General features: G+C 67.6%; 14 protein-coding genes. 7 read left to right on the forward strand and 7 right to left on the reverse strand.

Annotated features, from left to right (window positions below; translation table 11 throughout):
* Nucleotides 1–12: 12 nt before the first annotated feature.
* Nucleotides 13–897 (reverse strand): LpxL/LpxP family acyltransferase, encoded by an 885-nt coding sequence (locus tag ACTJLF_RS28435; protein ID WP_126182660.1) that lies wholly within the window; start codon nucleotides 895–897, stop codon nucleotides 13–15.
* Nucleotides 894–1,784: a lysophospholipid acyltransferase family protein gene (locus ACTJLF_RS28440; RefSeq protein ID WP_019654447.1), complete on the reverse strand. Its 891-nt coding sequence runs from the start codon at nucleotides 1,782–1,784 to the stop codon at nucleotides 894–896. The genes ACTJLF_RS28435 and ACTJLF_RS28440 overlap by 4 nt, the downstream gene beginning before the upstream one ends.
* Before the next feature lie 220 nt (nucleotides 1,785–2,004).
* Here ACTJLF_RS28440 and metK point away from each other — a divergent pair, with 220 nt between their 5' ends.
* Nucleotides 2,005–3,189, forward strand: coding sequence for a methionine adenosyltransferase (metK, locus tag ACTJLF_RS28445; RefSeq protein WP_019654448.1), 1,185 nt, complete (start codon nucleotides 2,005–2,007; stop codon nucleotides 3,187–3,189).
* A gap of 24 nt (nucleotides 3,190–3,213) precedes the next feature.
* On the opposite strand, the gene ACTJLF_RS28450 is transcribed toward metK, so the two are convergent.
* From ACTJLF_RS28450 to ACTJLF_RS28465, 4 genes are all read right to left on the reverse strand, one after another.
* Nucleotides 3,214–5,376 (reverse strand): TonB-dependent receptor, encoded by a 2,163-nt coding sequence (locus tag ACTJLF_RS28450; RefSeq protein ID WP_132752338.1) that lies wholly within the window; start codon nucleotides 5,374–5,376, stop codon nucleotides 3,214–3,216.
* Between the two features lie 63 nt (nucleotides 5,377–5,439).
* A complete protein-coding gene (locus ACTJLF_RS28455; protein WP_019654450.1) occupies nucleotides 5,440–5,649 on the reverse strand; it encodes a hypothetical protein in 210 nt (69 codons plus the stop codon).
* Complete coding sequence (locus ACTJLF_RS28460) at nucleotides 5,646–6,848, reverse strand: PepSY-associated TM helix domain-containing protein (RefSeq protein WP_132752337.1); 1,203 nt, start codon at nucleotides 6,846–6,848, stop codon at nucleotides 5,646–5,648. The genes ACTJLF_RS28455 and ACTJLF_RS28460 overlap by 4 nt, the downstream gene beginning before the upstream one ends.
* Before the next feature lie 29 nt (nucleotides 6,849–6,877).
* Nucleotides 6,878–8,992 (reverse strand): TonB-dependent siderophore receptor, encoded by a 2,115-nt coding sequence (locus ACTJLF_RS28465; protein ID WP_132752336.1) that lies wholly within the window; start codon nucleotides 8,990–8,992, stop codon nucleotides 6,878–6,880.
* A gap of 178 nt (nucleotides 8,993–9,170) precedes the next feature.
* Here ACTJLF_RS28465 and ACTJLF_RS28470 point away from each other — a divergent pair, with 178 nt between their 5' ends.
* Nucleotides 9,171–10,772, forward strand: a complete 1,602-nt coding sequence (locus tag ACTJLF_RS28470; protein ID WP_132752335.1) for a phospholipase D family protein — start codon at nucleotides 9,171–9,173, stop codon at nucleotides 10,770–10,772.
* 23 nt (nucleotides 10,773–10,795) lie between these two features.
* On the opposite strand, the gene ACTJLF_RS28475 is transcribed toward ACTJLF_RS28470, so the two are convergent.
* Nucleotides 10,796–11,737, reverse strand: coding sequence for a LysR family transcriptional regulator (locus tag ACTJLF_RS28475; RefSeq protein ID WP_132752334.1), 942 nt, complete (start codon nucleotides 11,735–11,737; stop codon nucleotides 10,796–10,798).
* Nucleotides 11,738–11,877: 140 nt separating this feature from the next.
* Between ACTJLF_RS28475 and ACTJLF_RS28480 the strand changes: the two genes are divergently transcribed.
* From ACTJLF_RS28480 to ACTJLF_RS28500, 5 genes are all read left to right on the forward strand, one after another.
* The gene (locus ACTJLF_RS28480; protein ID WP_132752333.1) at nucleotides 11,878–13,146 is read left to right on the forward strand and encodes an aromatic ring-hydroxylating dioxygenase subunit alpha; all 1,269 of its coding nucleotides are present in this window, start codon (nucleotides 11,878–11,880) and stop codon (nucleotides 13,144–13,146) included.
* 3 nt (nucleotides 13,147–13,149) lie between these two features.
* On the forward strand, nucleotides 13,150–13,620 hold the full coding sequence (locus ACTJLF_RS28485) for an aromatic-ring-hydroxylating dioxygenase subunit beta (RefSeq protein WP_019654456.1): 471 nt from the start codon (nucleotides 13,150–13,152) through the stop codon (nucleotides 13,618–13,620).
* Nucleotides 13,621–13,628: 8 nt separating this feature from the next.
* Nucleotides 13,629–13,946, forward strand: a complete 318-nt coding sequence (locus tag ACTJLF_RS28490) for a non-heme iron oxygenase ferredoxin subunit (protein WP_019654457.1) — start codon at nucleotides 13,629–13,631, stop codon at nucleotides 13,944–13,946.
* An 18-nt stretch (nucleotides 13,947–13,964) separates the two neighbouring features.
* Nucleotides 13,965–15,191 carry an FAD-dependent oxidoreductase gene (locus tag ACTJLF_RS28495; RefSeq protein WP_132752332.1) on the forward strand — a complete coding sequence of 409 codons (1,227 nt, stop codon included), beginning with the start codon at nucleotides 13,965–13,967 and terminating at the stop codon, nucleotides 15,189–15,191.
* A gap of 265 nt (nucleotides 15,192–15,456) precedes the next feature.
* Nucleotides 15,457–15,747, forward strand: coding sequence for a co-chaperone GroES (locus ACTJLF_RS28500; protein WP_007835162.1), 291 nt, complete (start codon nucleotides 15,457–15,459; stop codon nucleotides 15,745–15,747).
* The last annotated feature ends 27 nt before the right edge of the window (nucleotides 15,748–15,774 follow it).

A 15,774-nucleotide genomic window follows, 5' to 3' on the forward strand; every position in this document is an offset into this window, starting at 1 on the left:
CTCCTGCGGCCCTCAATAGATCGGCGGCTCGCCCTCCGGCCGCGTCTTGAAGCGGCGGTGCACCCAGTAGTACTGCGCGGGCATCGTGTCGATGTAGCCCTGCAGCCGCTCATTCATGAGCGCCGTGTCGGCCTCGACGTCGTCCGTCGGAAAGTTCTGCCAGGTCGGCAGGATCTCGATCTCGTAGCCGTCGCGCGTGAGCTTCGACACCACCGGCACCACCTTGGCCTTGCCCAGCCGCGCGAAGCGCGACAGCGACGGCACCGTGGCCGCCTGCACGCCGTAGAACGGCACGAAGATGGTCTGGTCGCGGCCGAAGTCCATGTCGGGCAGCAGGTACAGCAGGCCGCCCTTGCGCAGGCCCTGCAGCACCGGCTTGATGCCGTCCACCCGGTTGAGCGCCGCCACGTCGCCGAAGCGCGTGCGGCCCTCGCGGATCCAGGCGTCGATCATCGGGTCGCGCTGGGTCGTGTAGATGGTGGCAGAGGGACGCGCCGTGTGCATCGTGAGCGCGGTGGCGGCCGCGTCGAGGCCGTAGAAGTGCGGCGCGAAGAGGATCATGGGCTCCTCACCGTGGGCGATCTCGCTGATCTCCGAGGCTGCGCCGACGATCCTTAGCCGGCTCGCCACCGTCTTCTCGGGCGCATGCCAGAGCCAGCCGCGGTCCAGCCACGACTGCGCCACGTAGACGAAGGTTTCCTTCGCGATCGCACGGCGCTCGGCTTGCGACTTCTCGGGGAAGCAGACCGCCAGGTTGGTGTCGACCACGCGCCGCCGCGGCACCGCGACGACGTGCAGGATGCGGCCGAGGAACGCGCCGAAGCCGCGCACCAGCGGCAGCGGCAGCGGCGCGATCGCGCGCATGAAGCCGATGCCGAGTCGGGAACCGAGGCTCATGCGGTCTCCCCGGCAGCGGCGACCACGCGCTCGGCGCGCGGCTCCTTGTAGCGGGCGTAGTCCCAGACGTACTGCCCCGGCAGGCTGCGGATCAGCCGGCCGATCGCGTCGTTCATGGCCGCGGCCGCCTCCTCGATGGGAGCGGTCGGGTCGGTCAGCGCTGTGCCGACGATGGGATCGAAGCGGATCACGTAGCCGGCCGCATTCGGCAGGCGTTCGCACACGCTGAGGAAGCAGGCTGCGCCGGTCTGTTGCGCGAGGCGGGGAAGCAGGGTCATGGTGTAGGCCGGGCGGCCCAGGAAGGGGGCCCACACGCCCTGGCCGAGCGGCGGGACCTGGTCGGGCAGGATGCCGGTGTAGCCGCCGCTGCGCAGCGTGCGGATCAGGCCGCGCACGCCGGTGTTGTTGGTGGGCAGGGTCTGCAGGCCGGGCCTGTCGCGCGAACCGGCTGCGATCAGCTCGGCCATCCACTTCTTGCGCGCAGGGCGAAAGAGCGCGGTGATCGGCCCGTAGGTCGACAGAAAACGCTCGCCGATGGCCTGGCCGCACATCTCCCAGCTGCCGAGATGCGGCGCGACCAGGATCACGCCCTTCTTCGCCTGCATGGCCGCCTCGAAGGCTTCCACGCCCTCCCAGCGCACCACGCGATGCAGCACGGTTTCCCCTTGAGGCCGCAGCCAGAGCCAGGGCAGCTCGGACGCCATCTTGCCGGCTGCGGCGATGGCGGGACGGTATTGCTCGGGGCCGAAGCCCGCGCTCTCGGCGTTGGCCCTGAAGCGGCGGCGGTAGCCGGGCGCGCTCCACCAGACCAGCCAGCCCAGCAATGCGCCGAGCCGATGCATCAGCGGCATCGGCACGCGGGCAAGCAGGCGGAACAGGGTGATCATCGAATACGGGAGGGAGTCAAAACACGGACGCGCGCGCATGGTATTGCGCGGCTCGAATAGAATGCAAATTGTCGCCGAGTTACGGAACAACTTGCAGGGCGACAAACACAAGCGCAGCAGTGCGATTGTGCCGGGCCGAGAAATCGGCATCTGCTAAAGCGTTCGCCAGAGCTCCGCAGAGTTGGCAACGCGCCAAGTCAAATCAAGGAGTTTTGAACAAATGGCGAACGACTTCCTCTTCACGTCCGAATCCGTCTCCGAAGGCCATCCCGACAAGGTCGCCGACCAGATCTCGGACGCCATCCTCGACGCGATCTTCGAGCAGGACCCCCGCAGCCGCGTGGCAGCCGAGACGCTGACCAACACCGGCCTCGTGGTGCTGGCGGGCGAAATCACCACCAACGCGCACGTCGACTACATCCAGGTCGCGCGCGACACCATCAAGCGCATCGGCTACGACAACACCGAGTACGGCATCGACTACAAGGGCTGCGCCGTGATGGTCTGCTACGACAAGCAGTCCAATGACATCGCCCAGGGCGTCGACCACGCCAGCGACGACCACCTGAACACCGGCGCCGGCGACCAGGGCCTGATGTTCGGCTACGCCTGCGACGAAACGCCCGAGCTGATGCCCGCGCCCATCTACTACGCGCACCGCCTCGTCGAGCGCCAGGCCCAGCTGCGCAAGGACGGCCGACTGCCCTTCCTGCGCCCCGACGCCAAGAGCCAGGTCACGATGCGCTACGTGGACGGCAAGCCCCACAGCATCGACACCGTGGTGCTCTCCACCCAGCACAGCCCCGACCAGAGCGAGACGCCCACCAAGATGAAGGCCTCGTTCAACGAAGCCATCATCGAGGAGATCATCAAGCCCGTGCTGCCCAAGGAGTGGCTCAAGGACACGCGCTACCTGATCAACCCGACCGGCCGCTTCGTCATCGGCGGCCCGCAGGGCGACTGCGGCCTCACCGGCCGCAAGATCATCGTCGACACCTACGGCGGCGCCTGCCCGCACGGCGGCGGCGCGTTCTCGGGCAAGGACCCGTCGAAGGTCGACCGCTCGGCCGCCTACGCCGCACGCTACGTCGCCAAGAACATCGTGGCCGCCGGCCTGGCGCGCCAGTGCCAGATCCAGGTGGCGTACGCCATCGGCGTGGCACAGCCGATGAACATCACGGTCTACACCGAAGGCACCGGCGTCATTCCCGACGAGAAGATCGCGGAACTGGTGCGCGAGCACTTCGACCTGCGCCCGAAGGGCATCATCCAGATGCTCGACCTGCTGCGCCCGATCTACCAGAAGACCGCCGCCTACGGCCACTTCGGCCGCGAGGAGCCCGAGTTCACCTGGGAAGCGACCACCCAGGCTGCCGCGCTGCGCGCAGCCGCCGGCCTCAAGTAAGCAAGAGAAAAGGATGGTGGGGCGTCAGAAGCGGTAGGCGCCGCTCAGTCCCACCGTCCAGTTGCGGCCAGGCGCAGGCTCGTAATAGCGCGCATTGCCTTCGTTGACGATCACCGAGCCCACGTAGCGCCGGTCGAACAGGTTGTCGACGCGCGCAAAGGCGTTGAACTCCCAGCGCTCCCACTTCTTCAGATAGCCCGCATACACCGCCGCGACGGCATAGCCCGGCGCGCTCGCGGTGTTGGCGTCGTTGGCCTGGATGCGGCCGAGCGCGCGCATCTCGATGCCGGCGCGCCAGCCTTCGGGCGGCACCCAGCCCAGCGACGCGAAGAGCGACTGCCGCGCGATGCCCGGAATGCGGTTGCCCGCCGCCACGGTGTTGGCCGCCGCGCAGGGAGATGGCGAGCAGAAGGCGTCGCGGTAGGTGGCGTCCAGCCATGTATAGGCGAGCTGCGTGCGCCAGTGGTTCGCGGTCTCGTGCTGCCAGCCAAGCTCGAAGCCGTTGCGCCTGGTGCGGCCGGCGTTCTGGAAGGTCGCGCGGCCGCCGACGTTGGTGTCGGTCACGATCTCGTCGCGCGTGCGGGTCTGGAACAGCGCGGCCGTGAGCAGGCCGCCCGCGAGCCGCGCCTTGGCGCCGATCTCGATGCTGTCGTTCACCGATGGCCGCAGCGCGAAGTTGAGGCCGCTCGCGCCGTTGGCCCGGTACGAAAGCTCGTTCAGCGTCGGCGTCTCGAAGCCGCGGCCGATCGAGCCGTAGAGCGCGAGGTCCTGCGTCGCCTGATAGCGCAGCGAGGCCACCGGCAGGGTCTTGCTGTAGCGCGCGCTGCCGCTGTCGTCGCGATTCGTGCCGACGATGTAGCGGTCCTGCGAATCGAAGTGCACGCTGCTGCGGCGCACGCCGGCTTCGAGCGTCCAGCGATCGGCGAGCCGCCAGGTGGCCTGCGCGTAGGGATCGAGGTTCCAGGCCTCGTTGAGCTCGTTGCGCCGCAGCCGACCTTGCACGCCGAGCAGCGGCGCCGACACCGGCCCCAGGTAGTTCTCGTAGCCCCGGCGCTTCTCGCGCAGGCTGTCGTAGCCCAGGCCGGCCACGATGTCGAAGGGCCGGCCGGCCAGCGTGAGCGCGGCGTTCCAGCGCAGGTCGATGCCGCCGTACTGGCGCGAGAGGTCGATCACGCCGCCCGCGTGCAAGGGGTTCTGCTGCGCCGACGGCGGGATCGACTGGAACTGCACGGTCTTGCGCTGGCCGCCGTAGACCATGAGCCGCAGGCCCTGCGTGGAATCGATGCGATGCTCGTAGAGCAGGCCGGCCTGCGTCTGCTCGACCGTCTTGCGGGTGTCGTACTGCGTGGCCAGCGGCGCGTTGCGCGGCGCAAGGGCGTACTGGTCGGCGGTGAGGCCCAGCGGGTCCTGCGCGTCGATGCGCACGCTGTTGAACACCAGCGTGAGCCTGTCGCCGTTGTCCAGCGCGATGCCGAGCTTGCCGTTGGCGATGTCGCGCTTCGCGGCGCTGTGCTCGCGCCAGCCGTCGGTGTGGAAGCGGCTCGCGTCGAGCAGGTAGTCCACCGCGCCCTGGGAGCCGCTGAGCTGCAGCGACTGCCGCCAGGTGCCGAAGCTGCCGCCCGCGAGCGAATACGACAGGCGCGGCGGCCCCTCGCCCGAGGCGGTGAAGGCCTGCACCACGCCGCCGGAGGAGTTGCCGTAGAGCGCGGAGAACGGTCCGCGCAGCACCTCCACGCGGTCCAGCGAGCCGATGTCGATGTTGGAGGTCTGGCCCTGCCCGTCGGGCAGGGTCGCGGGAATGCCGTCGACATAGAGGCGCACGCCGCGCACGCCGAAGGTCGAGCGCGCACCGAAGCCGCGGATGGAAAGCTGCAGGTCCTGCGCGTAGTTCAGCCGGTTCTGCACCTGCAGCCCCGGTACCGCGCCGAGGCCTTCGGAGAGGTTCACCTGCAAGCGGCTGTCGCGCATCTCGTTGCCGTCGACGCGGTCGACCGAGCCGGGCACGTTGAATGGCGCGACCTCGCCGCGGGGCACGGTCACGGTGATCTCGCGCAGGCTCGCACCGGTGCTGCTGCCCGAGCCCAGGTCGGTCGGGGGCCGATCCTGCTGCGCCCGTGCGGCCGGCGGCGCAGCGATCAGGAGGAGAAAGCCGGCGGCGGTGAATGCGACGGGCGCGAGATTCTTCATCGCGCCGATTCTGCTTTGCCGCGCCGGCCGAGCGTGTCGCAGTGGCGCGACTCTCAGGGAAAACTAGGACTCGCCTGCCTTGTCTGACGGCCGCCTGCACCAGCCGTACCAGACGCACACCACGCACGGGACGCCCAGCGCTATCCAGGCCAGGATGTCGCCCAGGCCGCCGTCGCTGAAGAGCGCCGAGATCAGTCCGAAGGTCGTGAGCACGCCCAGCACGACGGGCCAGCCCCACATGTGCCAGAAGCCATGATGATGCTGCTGCTTCATGCCTGGCCCTTCAATGCCGCGGCCGGCTCGGGTTGCGCGACGCCGACGGGCTCGGGCGGCTGCCGCTCCTCATGCTCCTTCGCCTTCCTCGAGGCCGAAGGCACCGTGTTGCCCCGCTTGAGCCAGAGATAGAGACCGCTGCCCAGCACGATGATGGTCGCGATGTCGAGCAGCGCCCAGATGATCTGCATCGGCATGCCGCCGTAGTCGCCGAAGTGCAGCGGCTGCGACACCAGCAGCGCCCACAGGTACCAGGGCAGCTTGGGCGAGGCGGTCACTTCCGCCGTCTTGGCGTCGACCAGCACGGGCTGCAGCAGCTTGGACGTGAAGGGCTCGTTGCCGCGCAGGAAGAAGGTCGTGTGGTGCGGGCTGGAGAACGAGGTGCCCGGGAAGGCGATGAACGACAGCTTCATGCCCGGCGCACGCTCCATCGCGGCCTCCATCGAACGCTGCACCGAGGCGCGCTCGTTCACCGCCACGACGGGCTCGTCCTTGTAGGGCGCGAGCAGCGCGCTGAGCTGGTCGTACTGCCAGTACTTGATGACCAGGTCGGCCCACGTGTTGATCATGCCGGTGGCGCCCACCACGAACACCCACACCAGCGTGACGATGCCCAGCAGGTTGTGCAGGTCGAGCCACTTCAGGCGCGGACGCTTCTCGCGCCGCACGGTGCCGAACTCGAGCTTGCGCATGAAGGGCGAATAGAGCACCACGCCCGAGACGACCGCCACTAGCAGCAGCAGCCCCATGAAGCCGAGGAAGAGCTTGCCCGGCAGACCCGCGAAGAGGTCGACGTGCAGCTTGAACATCACGTACATGAAGCCTTCGTCGAACTTCGGCTGTGCGAGCACGGCACCCGTGCGCGCATCGACCGCGACCGACTTGAAGTCGTCCGTGGGCGCCGGCGTGGGCGTGAGGGTGACGAACCACAGGCCGTCGTCGTCCTCGGGCTGCGAGGCGAACTGCACCACGCGGTCGGGGTGCCTGGCCTTCGCGACTTCGAGCACGCGGTCGAGGCTGATGTGCGGCGTGCCCGCGGGCATCTTCGGCGCCTCGACCTCGGTGCCCAGCAGGTGGCCGATCTCGTGATGGAAGATCAGCGGCAGGCCGGTGAGGCACAGCAGCAGCATGAACACCGTGCACACGAGGCTGCTCCACTTGTGCACCCAGGCCCAGGTCTTGATCTTTCGGCTGTTCATGTCGTGGCTGCTCTATCGAGGGAAGGTTTCTAGAAGCGGTAGGTCGCGCTGGCGACGATGTTGCGGCGCGCGCCGTACCAGCAGTCGCCACGCGCGAGGCAGGTGCTGAAGTAGGTCTTGTCGGTCGCGTTGTTGATGTTCAGGGCGTAGCGCCACTTGGCCGACTCGTAGGCGAGCATCAGGTCGAGCAGTGCGACCGACGGCACGTAGGGCCCCGCGCCCGCGCCGTCCACGTCGCGGAAGCCGCTCATGTAGCGTACGCCGGCGCCGGCGGAGAAGCCAGGCACGCCCGCGATCGAGAAGCGGTACTTGCCCCACACCGACACCTGGTTGCGCGGCGTGTCGATGAGCTTGTGGTCGACGTCGATGTAGGTGTAGTTGGCGATGAGGTCGAAGTCGCGCGCCAGGGTGGTCTTGAGCTCGAGCTCGACGCCCTTGTTCTTCGTCGCGTCGACCTGGCGGCCGTAGTTCGGGTTGGTGCTGTCGGAGACGATGCGGTTCTTCTCCTTGAGCGAGAAGGCCGAGGCGGTGAAGCTCGTTGGCGAGCCCTGCGGCTGGTACTTGACGCCGGCCTCGACCTGTTCGCCGCGCAGTGGCTTGAACAGCCTGCCGTTCAGATCGGTGCCGCCCTGCGGAGTGAAGGATTCCGTGTAGCTGAGATATGGCGACCAGCCGGAGGGCAGCATGTACATCGCGCCGAGGCGGCGCGACGTGGCGCTCGTGGTCTCCGAGGCACTGCCCGCCGTGCCGGCGGTGCTGCGGTCATGGCGCAGACCGGCCACGAAGATCCAGTTGTTCCACTTCATCTGGTCCTGCACGTAGATGCCGGCGTTGCGCTGCGTGGTGCGGGGCTTGCGCATCAGCTCGGTGACCGGCACGTAGCCGATGCCGTAGACCGGCGCATAGGCGTCGATGGCGCTGTAGGCGGAGCCTTCTGTCTTGTCCTGGCGCTGGCGGGAGTACTCCGCGCCCACGAGCAGCGTGTGGCGCACCGAGCCCGTATCGAAGTGGCCTTCGACGTGGTTGTCGATGCCGGCCATGCTGGTCCAGGCCAGCGACTTTCCGTTGTAGCGGCCCAGCAGGCGCTGGCCCAGCGGATCCAGCGACCAGCCGCCGGGCTCGGAGAAGGAATCTGCGTAGTGGTAGTGCGAGTCGTTGAAGGTGCGCGACGCGCGGAAGTTCTGCCGGAAGGTCCAGCGGTCGTCGAACTTGTGCTCGAACAGCCAGCCGAAGGTCTTGCGCTCGGTGTCATAGCCGTCGCCGGGCTCGCCGATGAAGCGGCTCGAAGGCAGCGGGCCGTTGATGTTCGGCAGGATCGTGCCCTTCCAGGGGAAGAACTGCGAGGTGCTGCCGGTCTTGTCCTTCTGCCACAGGGCCTGCAGCGTCAGCGAGGTCGCGGCGCTCGGGCGCCATGTGAGCGACGGCATGACGAGCGAGCGGTCGTCCGGCACATAGTCGACTTGCGTATCCGACTTGCGGTGCAGCGCGATGAGCCGGTAGGACCAGTCGCCATCCGCCGTCAGCGCACCGGTCAGGTCGGCCTGCACCTGCTTGCGGCCGAAGGAGCCGAGCTGCACCCCCACTTCGCGGTAGGTCTCCTGCTGGGGCCGCTTGCTGACCATGTTGACCACGCCACCCGCATTGCCCGCTCCGAAGAGCATGCCCGCAGGCCCGCGCAGCACTTCCAGGCGCTCCAGGGTGTAGGGGTCGGGCCGTGCGGTCGAGGTGTACCAGCCGGAGGAATAGGTCTGCAGCCCGTCGAGGTAGATGGTCGCGTCGCTGCCGCGGACCAGGAAGCTGTCGGAGCGCGAATCGATACCGTAGGCGTCCGAGCGCACGCCGGCGGCGTAGGTGAGCGCATCCTGCAGGTTGGTCGCGCCCTGGTCGACCATCTGGTCCCGGGTCACCACGGTGACGGACTGCGGCGTTTCCGCGAGCGGCGTGTCGGTCTTGGTGGCGGTGACGGCGTTCTTCGCGCGGTAGCCGATCACCGGCGTGGTCGCCGTCTCGGCCCCGGCATCGACCCGCACTTCGGGCAGCGAGGCCTCGTTAGTCGCCTGGGCCAGCGCCTGGTGTTGTGTATAGACAGCCAGGCATCCCGCCAGCACCGATGCGACCTTGCGCCGCGCCACCAACCTCTTCATTCCCGCTCTACTCCTCTATAAATTAATAAGAACGATTCGCATTTTAGGCGTGACATATTTCCGCTTCCCCGAATCACCGCCCTGAGCGAAGGGCGTTGCGTTGCGAAATTGCGTCTTCTGCGCGAAGGCGAAGCGGCTACCATGCCGCCCGCACGCTTCCCGTGCGTTGGCAGCCTTCATGCTCAAGCTCATCGCCCTTCTGTTTCCCGCATTTCGCGGTCCGGCTCTGCGGCTGATGGCGCTCGTGGCGGCCGCCGCGCTCACCGGCTGCGCCGGCCTGCCGCCGCGCACGCCCGAGGTGCCCACGCTGGCCATTCCGGCCTCGCCTTCCACCGAACTGGGCCGCGCGGCCCTCAGCCTCAACAACCCGCCCGACGGCCTGAACAGCATGCGGCCGCTGATCGAGGCCTCCTTCGCACTCGACGCGCGGCTGGAGCTGATGCGGCGCGCCAGGTCGTCGCTCGACATCCAGACCTACCAGCTCGGCAACGACAAGACCGGCCGCCTGCTGCTGCGCGAGATGCGCAACGCCGCGCGCCGCGGCGTACGCGTGCGGCTGCTGCTCGACGACTTCTACACGGCCGGCATGGACCGCCTGCTGCTCGGCCTGGCCGCCGAGCCCAACGCCGAGGTGCGGCTCTTCAACCCCTTCGTGAACGCCCGCGACCACTCCTCCGGGCGCTGGCTGGAGTTCTTCTCCGACTTCCGCCGGCTCAACCACCGCATGCACAACAAGCTGTTCGTGGCCGACGGCGCAATGGCCATCGCGGGCGGACGCAACCTTGCCGACGAGTACTTCCTGCGCAGCGACAGCGCGAATTTCATCGATTTCGAGCTGCTCCTTGCGGGCCCCGTGGTGCCCGAATCGGCCGCCATCTTCGACACCTACTGGAACAGCGACGTGGTCTACCCCCTGCAGCGGGTGGCCGGCACCAGCCGCACGCCGCAGGCGCTGAAGGAAGATTTCGAGGAAGCCACCTCCCCCGCCCACGCCCCGGCGCCAGACCCGCTGCCCGTCTCAGACGTGCTCGGCGACCCGCCGCTGGGCGTACAGCTCGCCGACATCGACGAAGCGAAGTGGATGCGCGCAGAAGCGCACGCCTCCGCCGACAGCCCCAACAAGGCGCTGGGCGTGATGGCCCAACCCGTCGAGCCGCTGGCGCAGCGCTTCCACGAGACGCTGGCGACGGCCCGTTCGAGCGTGGTGGTGATCTCGCCCTACTTCATTCCGGGCGACGAGGGCATGGAGCGCATCCGCATGGGCCGCGAGCTTGGCGTGAGCATCACCGTCATCACCAACTCGCTGGCCGACAGCGACGAGCCGCTGGTCAACATCAACTACAACCGCTACCGCGTCGACATGCTCAAGCTGGGCGTGAACCTGTACGAGGTGAGCACGCAGCAGCTCAAGCGCAGCGACCAGTTCCGCACGCTGCTCAAGAAGGCGCGCGGGCGGCTGCACGCCAAGCTGGCGCTGGTCGACAGGCAGTGGGTGCTGCTCGGCTCCATGAATCTCGACCCGCGCTCCGCCCGGCTGAACACCGAGTTCGGCGTGCGCGTGCGCAGCTTCGACCTGACGCAGGCGCTGCTCTATGCCTACCAGCTCGACGACATCGAGGGCGTCTACCGCGTCACGCTCAAGCCCGACGGCCAGAACGTGCAGTGGGTCGGCACCGGCGACGTCAACAACGAGGTGCTCGACAGCGAACCCGACTCGAGCATGCTAACGCGGCTGCAGCTGCTGCTGTTCTCCTGGTTCGTGCCGACCGACCAGCTCTAGACCCGCTGCGGATCGGCTGCGGATCAGCCGTCCTTGCGGCCCTGCCCCTGCGCCGCGGCGCATTCGCCGTGCAGGCCGATGATCAGCGAGCGCAGCCAGGCGATCGCCGGGTCCTTGTGGAAGCGGCCGTGCCAGAACAGGTTGATCTCGATCTCCGGCAGCTTCGCCGGGTGTCGCACGTAGGAGAGCCCGAAGGGCCCCGCCAGGGCCTGCGCGAGCTTCTCCGGCACCGTCGCGACGAGGTCGGAGTCGTGCAGGATATGGCCCACGGCCACGTAGTGCGGCACGGTGAGCACCACCTTGCGCGTGATCTTCTTGCGGTCGAGAAACTCGTCGGCGTTGCCGTGGCCCGTGCCCGCCGACACCACCACGACGTGGTCGGCGGCGGAGAAGTCCTCGAGCGACACCTTCTTGCGGCCGTCCAGCGGATGGCCCCGCCGGAACATGCACACGTAGTGCTGCCTGAAGAGCCTGCGCTGGAAGTAGCCCGCCTTCAGCTGCGGCAGCAGGCCGATCGCGAGGTTGACGTGGCCCGCCTCCATCTCGTCCTGCAGGTTGACCGCGGTGTTGCGCACGGTGCTCAGCGAGACATTGGGCGCGACCCTCGCGATCTCCTTCATCAGCCTGGGCAGGAAGTAGATCTCGCCGATGTCCGTCATGCCGACGGTGAAGGCGCGCTTCGAGGTGGCCGGATCGAACGAGGCCTTCCGGTTCATCGCGGCATGGATGACCTGCAGCGCGCGCGCCGTCGGCTCGGCGAGCTGCTGCGCATACGGCGTGGGCTCCATGCCGCCGGGCGTGCGCAGGAAGAGCGGATCGTCGGTGAGCTTGCGCAGCCGCGCGAGCGCATTGCTCACGCCCGGCTGCGAGAGGCCGAGGCTGGCCGCCACCTTCGAGACCCTGCGATCGACGAGCAGTTGCTGGAAGACGACCAGGAGGTTGAGATCGATGTCCTTCAGCTCCATCGGCGGCGTCTCACATTCTTGAAATCAATATGAACTATTGACAACATTCTATTGAGCGATGACAGCCGAGTGGGGATCATCGATGCACCCACGAGAGACAAACGCCGCCCTCCCCCGGGGACGGCCAAGGAGACACAGGAATGGACGACACCGCATCGGCGGTCTTCCCGCAGAAGATCCACTGGGAAAGCCAGGGCACCAGCCGCATCCCCTTCATGGCCTACACCGAGGCCGACCTGCACCGCCAGGAGCTGGAGCGCTTCTTCTACCGAAACCACTGGAGCTACGTCGGCCTGGAGGCCGAGATTCCGGCGGTCGGCGACTTCAAGCGCACGGTGGTGGGCGAGCGCTCGGTGATCATGGTGCGCGATGCCGAAGACTCCATCAGCGTGGTGGAGAACGTCTGCGCCCATCGCGGCATGCAGTTCTGCCGCGAGCGGCACGGCAACCGCAAGGACGGCGGCTTCACCTGCCCCTATCACCAGTGGAACTACACGCTAGCGGGCGACCTGCAGGGCGTGCCCTTCCGCCGCGGCGTGAAGCAGGACGGCAAGGTCAACGGCGGCATGCCGGCAGACTTCAAGCCCGCCGAGCACGGACTCAACAAGCTCAAGGTGGCGCGGCGCGGCGGCGTGGTCTTCGCCTCCTTCGACCCCGAGGTCGAATCGCTCGAGGACTTCATGGGGCCCGAGATCCTGGGCTACTTCGACCGGCTCTTCAACGGCCGCAAGCTCACCATCCTCGGCTACAACCGCCAGCGCATTCCGGGCAACTGGAAGCTCATGCAGGAAAACATCAAGGACCCGTACCACCCCGGCCTGCTGCACACCTGGTTCGTGACCTTCGGCCTCTGGCGCGCGGACAACAAGTCGGAACTGAAGATGGACCGGCACCACCGCCACGCGGCCATGATCTCCACGCGCGGCGCGAGCGGCAAGGCCGAGCAGGTGACGCAGGTTTCGAGCTTCAAGGAAAGCATGAAGCTCAACGACGACCGCTTCCTCGACATCGTGCCCGAGCCATGGTGGGGCGGCCCGACGGCGGTGATGATGACGCTCTTTCCGAGCGTGATCCTGCAGCAGCAGGTCAACAGCGTCTCGACGCGGCACATCCAGCCCAGCGGGCCCGGAGCCTTCGACTTCGTGTGGACGCACTTCGGCTTCGAGGACGACACCGAGGAGATGACGCGGCGCCGCCTGCGCCAGGCCAATCTCTTCGGCCCCGCGGGCTTCGTGTCGGCCGACGACGGCGAGGTGATCGAGCTCTCGCAGAAGGGCTTCGAGCAGAAGCCCTTCCACCGCACGCTGGCCGAGCTCGGCGGCCGCGAGGTCGGCGACACGGACCACATGGTCACCGAGACGCTGATCCGGGGCATGTACGAGTACTGGCGCAAGGTGATGGAGGCTTGAGCGATGGACTTCCAGGAATACTTCGAGCTCTCCCAGCTCTATGCCCGCTACGCCCAGGCCGTGAGTTCCAGCCAGTGGGAGCTGTGGCCCGAGTTCTTCACCGAAGACTGCAGCTACCGGCTGCAGCCGCGCGAGAACCACGACCGCGGCTTCCCGCTCGCGACGCTCTCCTTCGAGAGCAAGGGCATGCTGAAGGACCGTGTCTACGGCATCCGCGAGACCCTCTTCCACGACCCGTACTACCAGCGCCACGTGGTGGGCGCGCCGGTGGTGCTGAAGGCCGAGCCGGGGCGCATCGAGTCGGAGGCCAACTACGCGGTCTTCCGCACCAAGCTTTCGGAGCTCTCGAGCGTCTTCAGCGTGGGCCGCTACATCGACGTGGTGGTGCGCACCGAAGAGGGCCTGAAGTTCGCCTCGCGCCAGGTCATCTACGACAGCGAGATGATCCCGAACTCCGTCATCTACCCGATCTGAGGACTGCCATGAGTGACCTGCAATGGACCGATGCCGCCGCACTCGGCGACGTGCCCGCGGACGACGTGATCGGCGTCCTCGTGGCCGGCCGCGACGTCGCGCTCTACAGCGTCGAGGGCGAGGTCTACGCCACCGACAACCTCTGCACGCATGGCCACGCCCGCCTGTGCGAAGGCTTTCTCGAGGGCCACGAGATCGAGTGCCCGCTGCACCAGGGCAAGTTCGACGTGCGCAACGGCGCGCCCACCTGCGCGCCGGTGACGGAGGCGATCCGCTCCTATCCCGTGAAGATCGAGGGCGGGCGGGTCTTTCTCTCGCTGGACTGACCCCTGCTGGAGCAAGCGATGAGCGCGGATGAGAAGACGATCGCGATCGTCGGCGCCGGCCAGGCCGGCGGATGGGCGGCGCAGACGCTGCGCAGCGAAGGCTTCGGCGGCAGGATCGTGCTGATCGGCGACGAGGCGCATCGCCCCTACGAGCGCCCGCCGCTGTCGAAAGCCGTGCTCGCCGGAGAAGCCCTGCCGGAAACGACCCGGCTCCAGAAGCCCGAAGCCTTCGACACACTGGAGCTGGACTGGCGCCCGCTCGCGAGCGCGACGCGCATCGACCGGGCGGCGAAGCAGCTGCACCTGCGCGGCGGCGACGTCGTCGGATACGACAAGCTGATCCTGTGCACCGGCGGCCGCGCGCGGCGGCTGGGCATCCCCGGGGCAGAGCTGCCGGGCGTCTTTACGCTGCGCAACCTGGACGACGCCGCGGCCCTGGGCGCCGCACTCATGCCGGGCAGGCGGCTGCTGATCGTCGGCGGAGGATGGATCGGGCTCGAAGTGGCCGCGACCGCCCGCAGAAAGGGGCTCGACGTCACCGTGGTGGAAGCGATGCAGCGGCTTTGCGAGCGCACAGTGCCGCCGGAAATTTCTGCCTACCTGCTGCGGCTTCACGCCTCGAACGGTGTTCGCGTCGAGCTGGGCATGGGCATCGAGCGCCTGGCGCAGACGCAAGGCGGCGCCGGGCTGATCGCCACGCTCGTCGACGGGCGCACGCTGGCCTGCGACGCGGTGCTGGCCGGCATCGGCCTCGTCCCCAACGACGAACTCGCGCGCGAGGCGGGCTTGCAGTGCGAGGGCGGTGTGGTGGTCGACTCGCAATGCCTCACCTCCGACCCCGACATCCTCGCCGCCGGGGATGTCGCCGTCTGGCACTGCGAACGCGCCGGGCGCCGGATGCGGCTGGAATCGTGGCAGAACGCGCAGGAGCAAGGCATCGCGGCCGCGCGCTCCGCGCTGGGCATCGCGGTGAATCACCAGCCGCTGCCGTGGTTCTGGTCGGACCAGTACGGCATCAACCTCCAGATATTCGGCATGCCCGCACCGGAGCATCTGGCCGTGGTGCGCGGCGATATGCAAGGCGACAGCTTCGTCGTGTTCTTCCTGGACGCCGGCAAGGTCGTCGCGGCGCTGGGCCCGAACGCGGCGCGCGATCTGCGATTCGCCCGGCGGCTGATCGAGCGCGGGACGACAGTGGATGCGGGCCAGCTGGCCAATCTGCAGGTGCCGCTGTCCAAGATTTGAACAGCACGGACGGGAGCGATTTCTCCATTCCTCCATTTTTACCCTGGTAAAAATGGAGGGGTCGTAGCGTCCCTGATTCTCACGGACGACGGCAAGCCGGCTCCCACCACTTTCCCTTCCTTGAAACGTCATCGATTGCCCTTATGATTAGCACTCGCTGCTGATGAGTGCTAACAACGGCCTCGCTTCCAGTCGATGGGCTGCCGGTCTCCGGTCCGGCACCCGACCACAAACCCGTTTCTTATCCATACATCCAGGAGATGCAATGAAACTTCGTCCTTTGGCCGATCGCGTGATCGTCAAGCGTGTTGACAGCGAAACCAAGACCGCATCGGGCATCGTGATCCCCGACGCAGCCGCCGAGAAGCCCGATCAGGGTGAAGTCCTGGCCGTGGGCCCGGGCAAGCGCAACGACAAGGGCGAACTGGCCGCTCTGACCGTGAAGGTCGGCGACCGCGTCCTGTTCGGCAAGTACAGCGGCCAGACCGTCAAGGTCGGCGGCGACGAGCTGCTCGTCATGAAGGAAGACGACCTGTTCGCGGTCGTCGAGAAGTAATTCAACAGATCCCCATTCGGAGTAATA

The sequence above is a fragment of the Variovorax sp. 22077 genome (assembly GCF_052044195.1).
Taxonomy (GTDB): Bacteria; Pseudomonadota; Gammaproteobacteria; order Burkholderiales; family Burkholderiaceae_C; genus Variovorax; species Variovorax atrisoli.

What these genes read in the sequence shown, in the direction of transcription:
- ACTJLF_RS28435 (WP_126182660.1), bottom strand. Translation starts at nt 897, where the DNA reads ATGAGCCTCGGTTCCCGACTCGGCATCGGCTTCATGCGCGCGATCGCG.
- ACTJLF_RS28440 (WP_019654447.1), bottom strand. Translation starts at nt 1,784, where the DNA reads ATGATCACCCTGTTCCGCCTGCTTGCCCGCGTGCCGATGCCGCTGATG.
- metK (WP_019654448.1), top strand. Translation starts at nt 2,005, where the DNA reads ATGGCGAACGACTTCCTCTTCACGTCCGAATCCGTCTCCGAAGGCCAT.
- ACTJLF_RS28450 (WP_132752338.1), bottom strand. Translation starts at nt 5,376, where the DNA reads ATGAAGAATCTCGCGCCCGTCGCATTCACCGCCGCCGGCTTTCTCCTC.
- ACTJLF_RS28455 (WP_019654450.1), bottom strand. Translation starts at nt 5,649, where the DNA reads ATGAAGCAGCAGCATCATCATGGCTTCTGGCACATGTGGGGCTGGCCC.
- ACTJLF_RS28460 (WP_132752337.1), bottom strand. Translation starts at nt 6,848, where the DNA reads ATGAACAGCCGAAAGATCAAGACCTGGGCCTGGGTGCACAAGTGGAGC.
- ACTJLF_RS28465 (WP_132752336.1), bottom strand. Translation starts at nt 8,992, where the DNA reads ATGAAGAGGTTGGTGGCGCGGCGCAAGGTCGCATCGGTGCTGGCGGGA.
- ACTJLF_RS28470 (WP_132752335.1), top strand. Translation starts at nt 9,171, where the DNA reads ATGCTCAAGCTCATCGCCCTTCTGTTTCCCGCATTTCGCGGTCCGGCT.
- ACTJLF_RS28475 (WP_132752334.1), bottom strand. Translation starts at nt 11,737, where the DNA reads ATGGAGCTGAAGGACATCGATCTCAACCTCCTGGTCGTCTTCCAGCAA.
- ACTJLF_RS28480 (WP_132752333.1), top strand. Translation starts at nt 11,878, where the DNA reads ATGGACGACACCGCATCGGCGGTCTTCCCGCAGAAGATCCACTGGGAA.
- ACTJLF_RS28485 (WP_019654456.1), top strand. Translation starts at nt 13,150, where the DNA reads ATGGACTTCCAGGAATACTTCGAGCTCTCCCAGCTCTATGCCCGCTAC.
- ACTJLF_RS28490 (WP_019654457.1), top strand. Translation starts at nt 13,629, where the DNA reads ATGAGTGACCTGCAATGGACCGATGCCGCCGCACTCGGCGACGTGCCC.
- ACTJLF_RS28495 (WP_132752332.1), top strand. Translation starts at nt 13,965, where the DNA reads ATGAGCGCGGATGAGAAGACGATCGCGATCGTCGGCGCCGGCCAGGCC.
- ACTJLF_RS28500 (WP_007835162.1), top strand. Translation starts at nt 15,457, where the DNA reads ATGAAACTTCGTCCTTTGGCCGATCGCGTGATCGTCAAGCGTGTTGAC.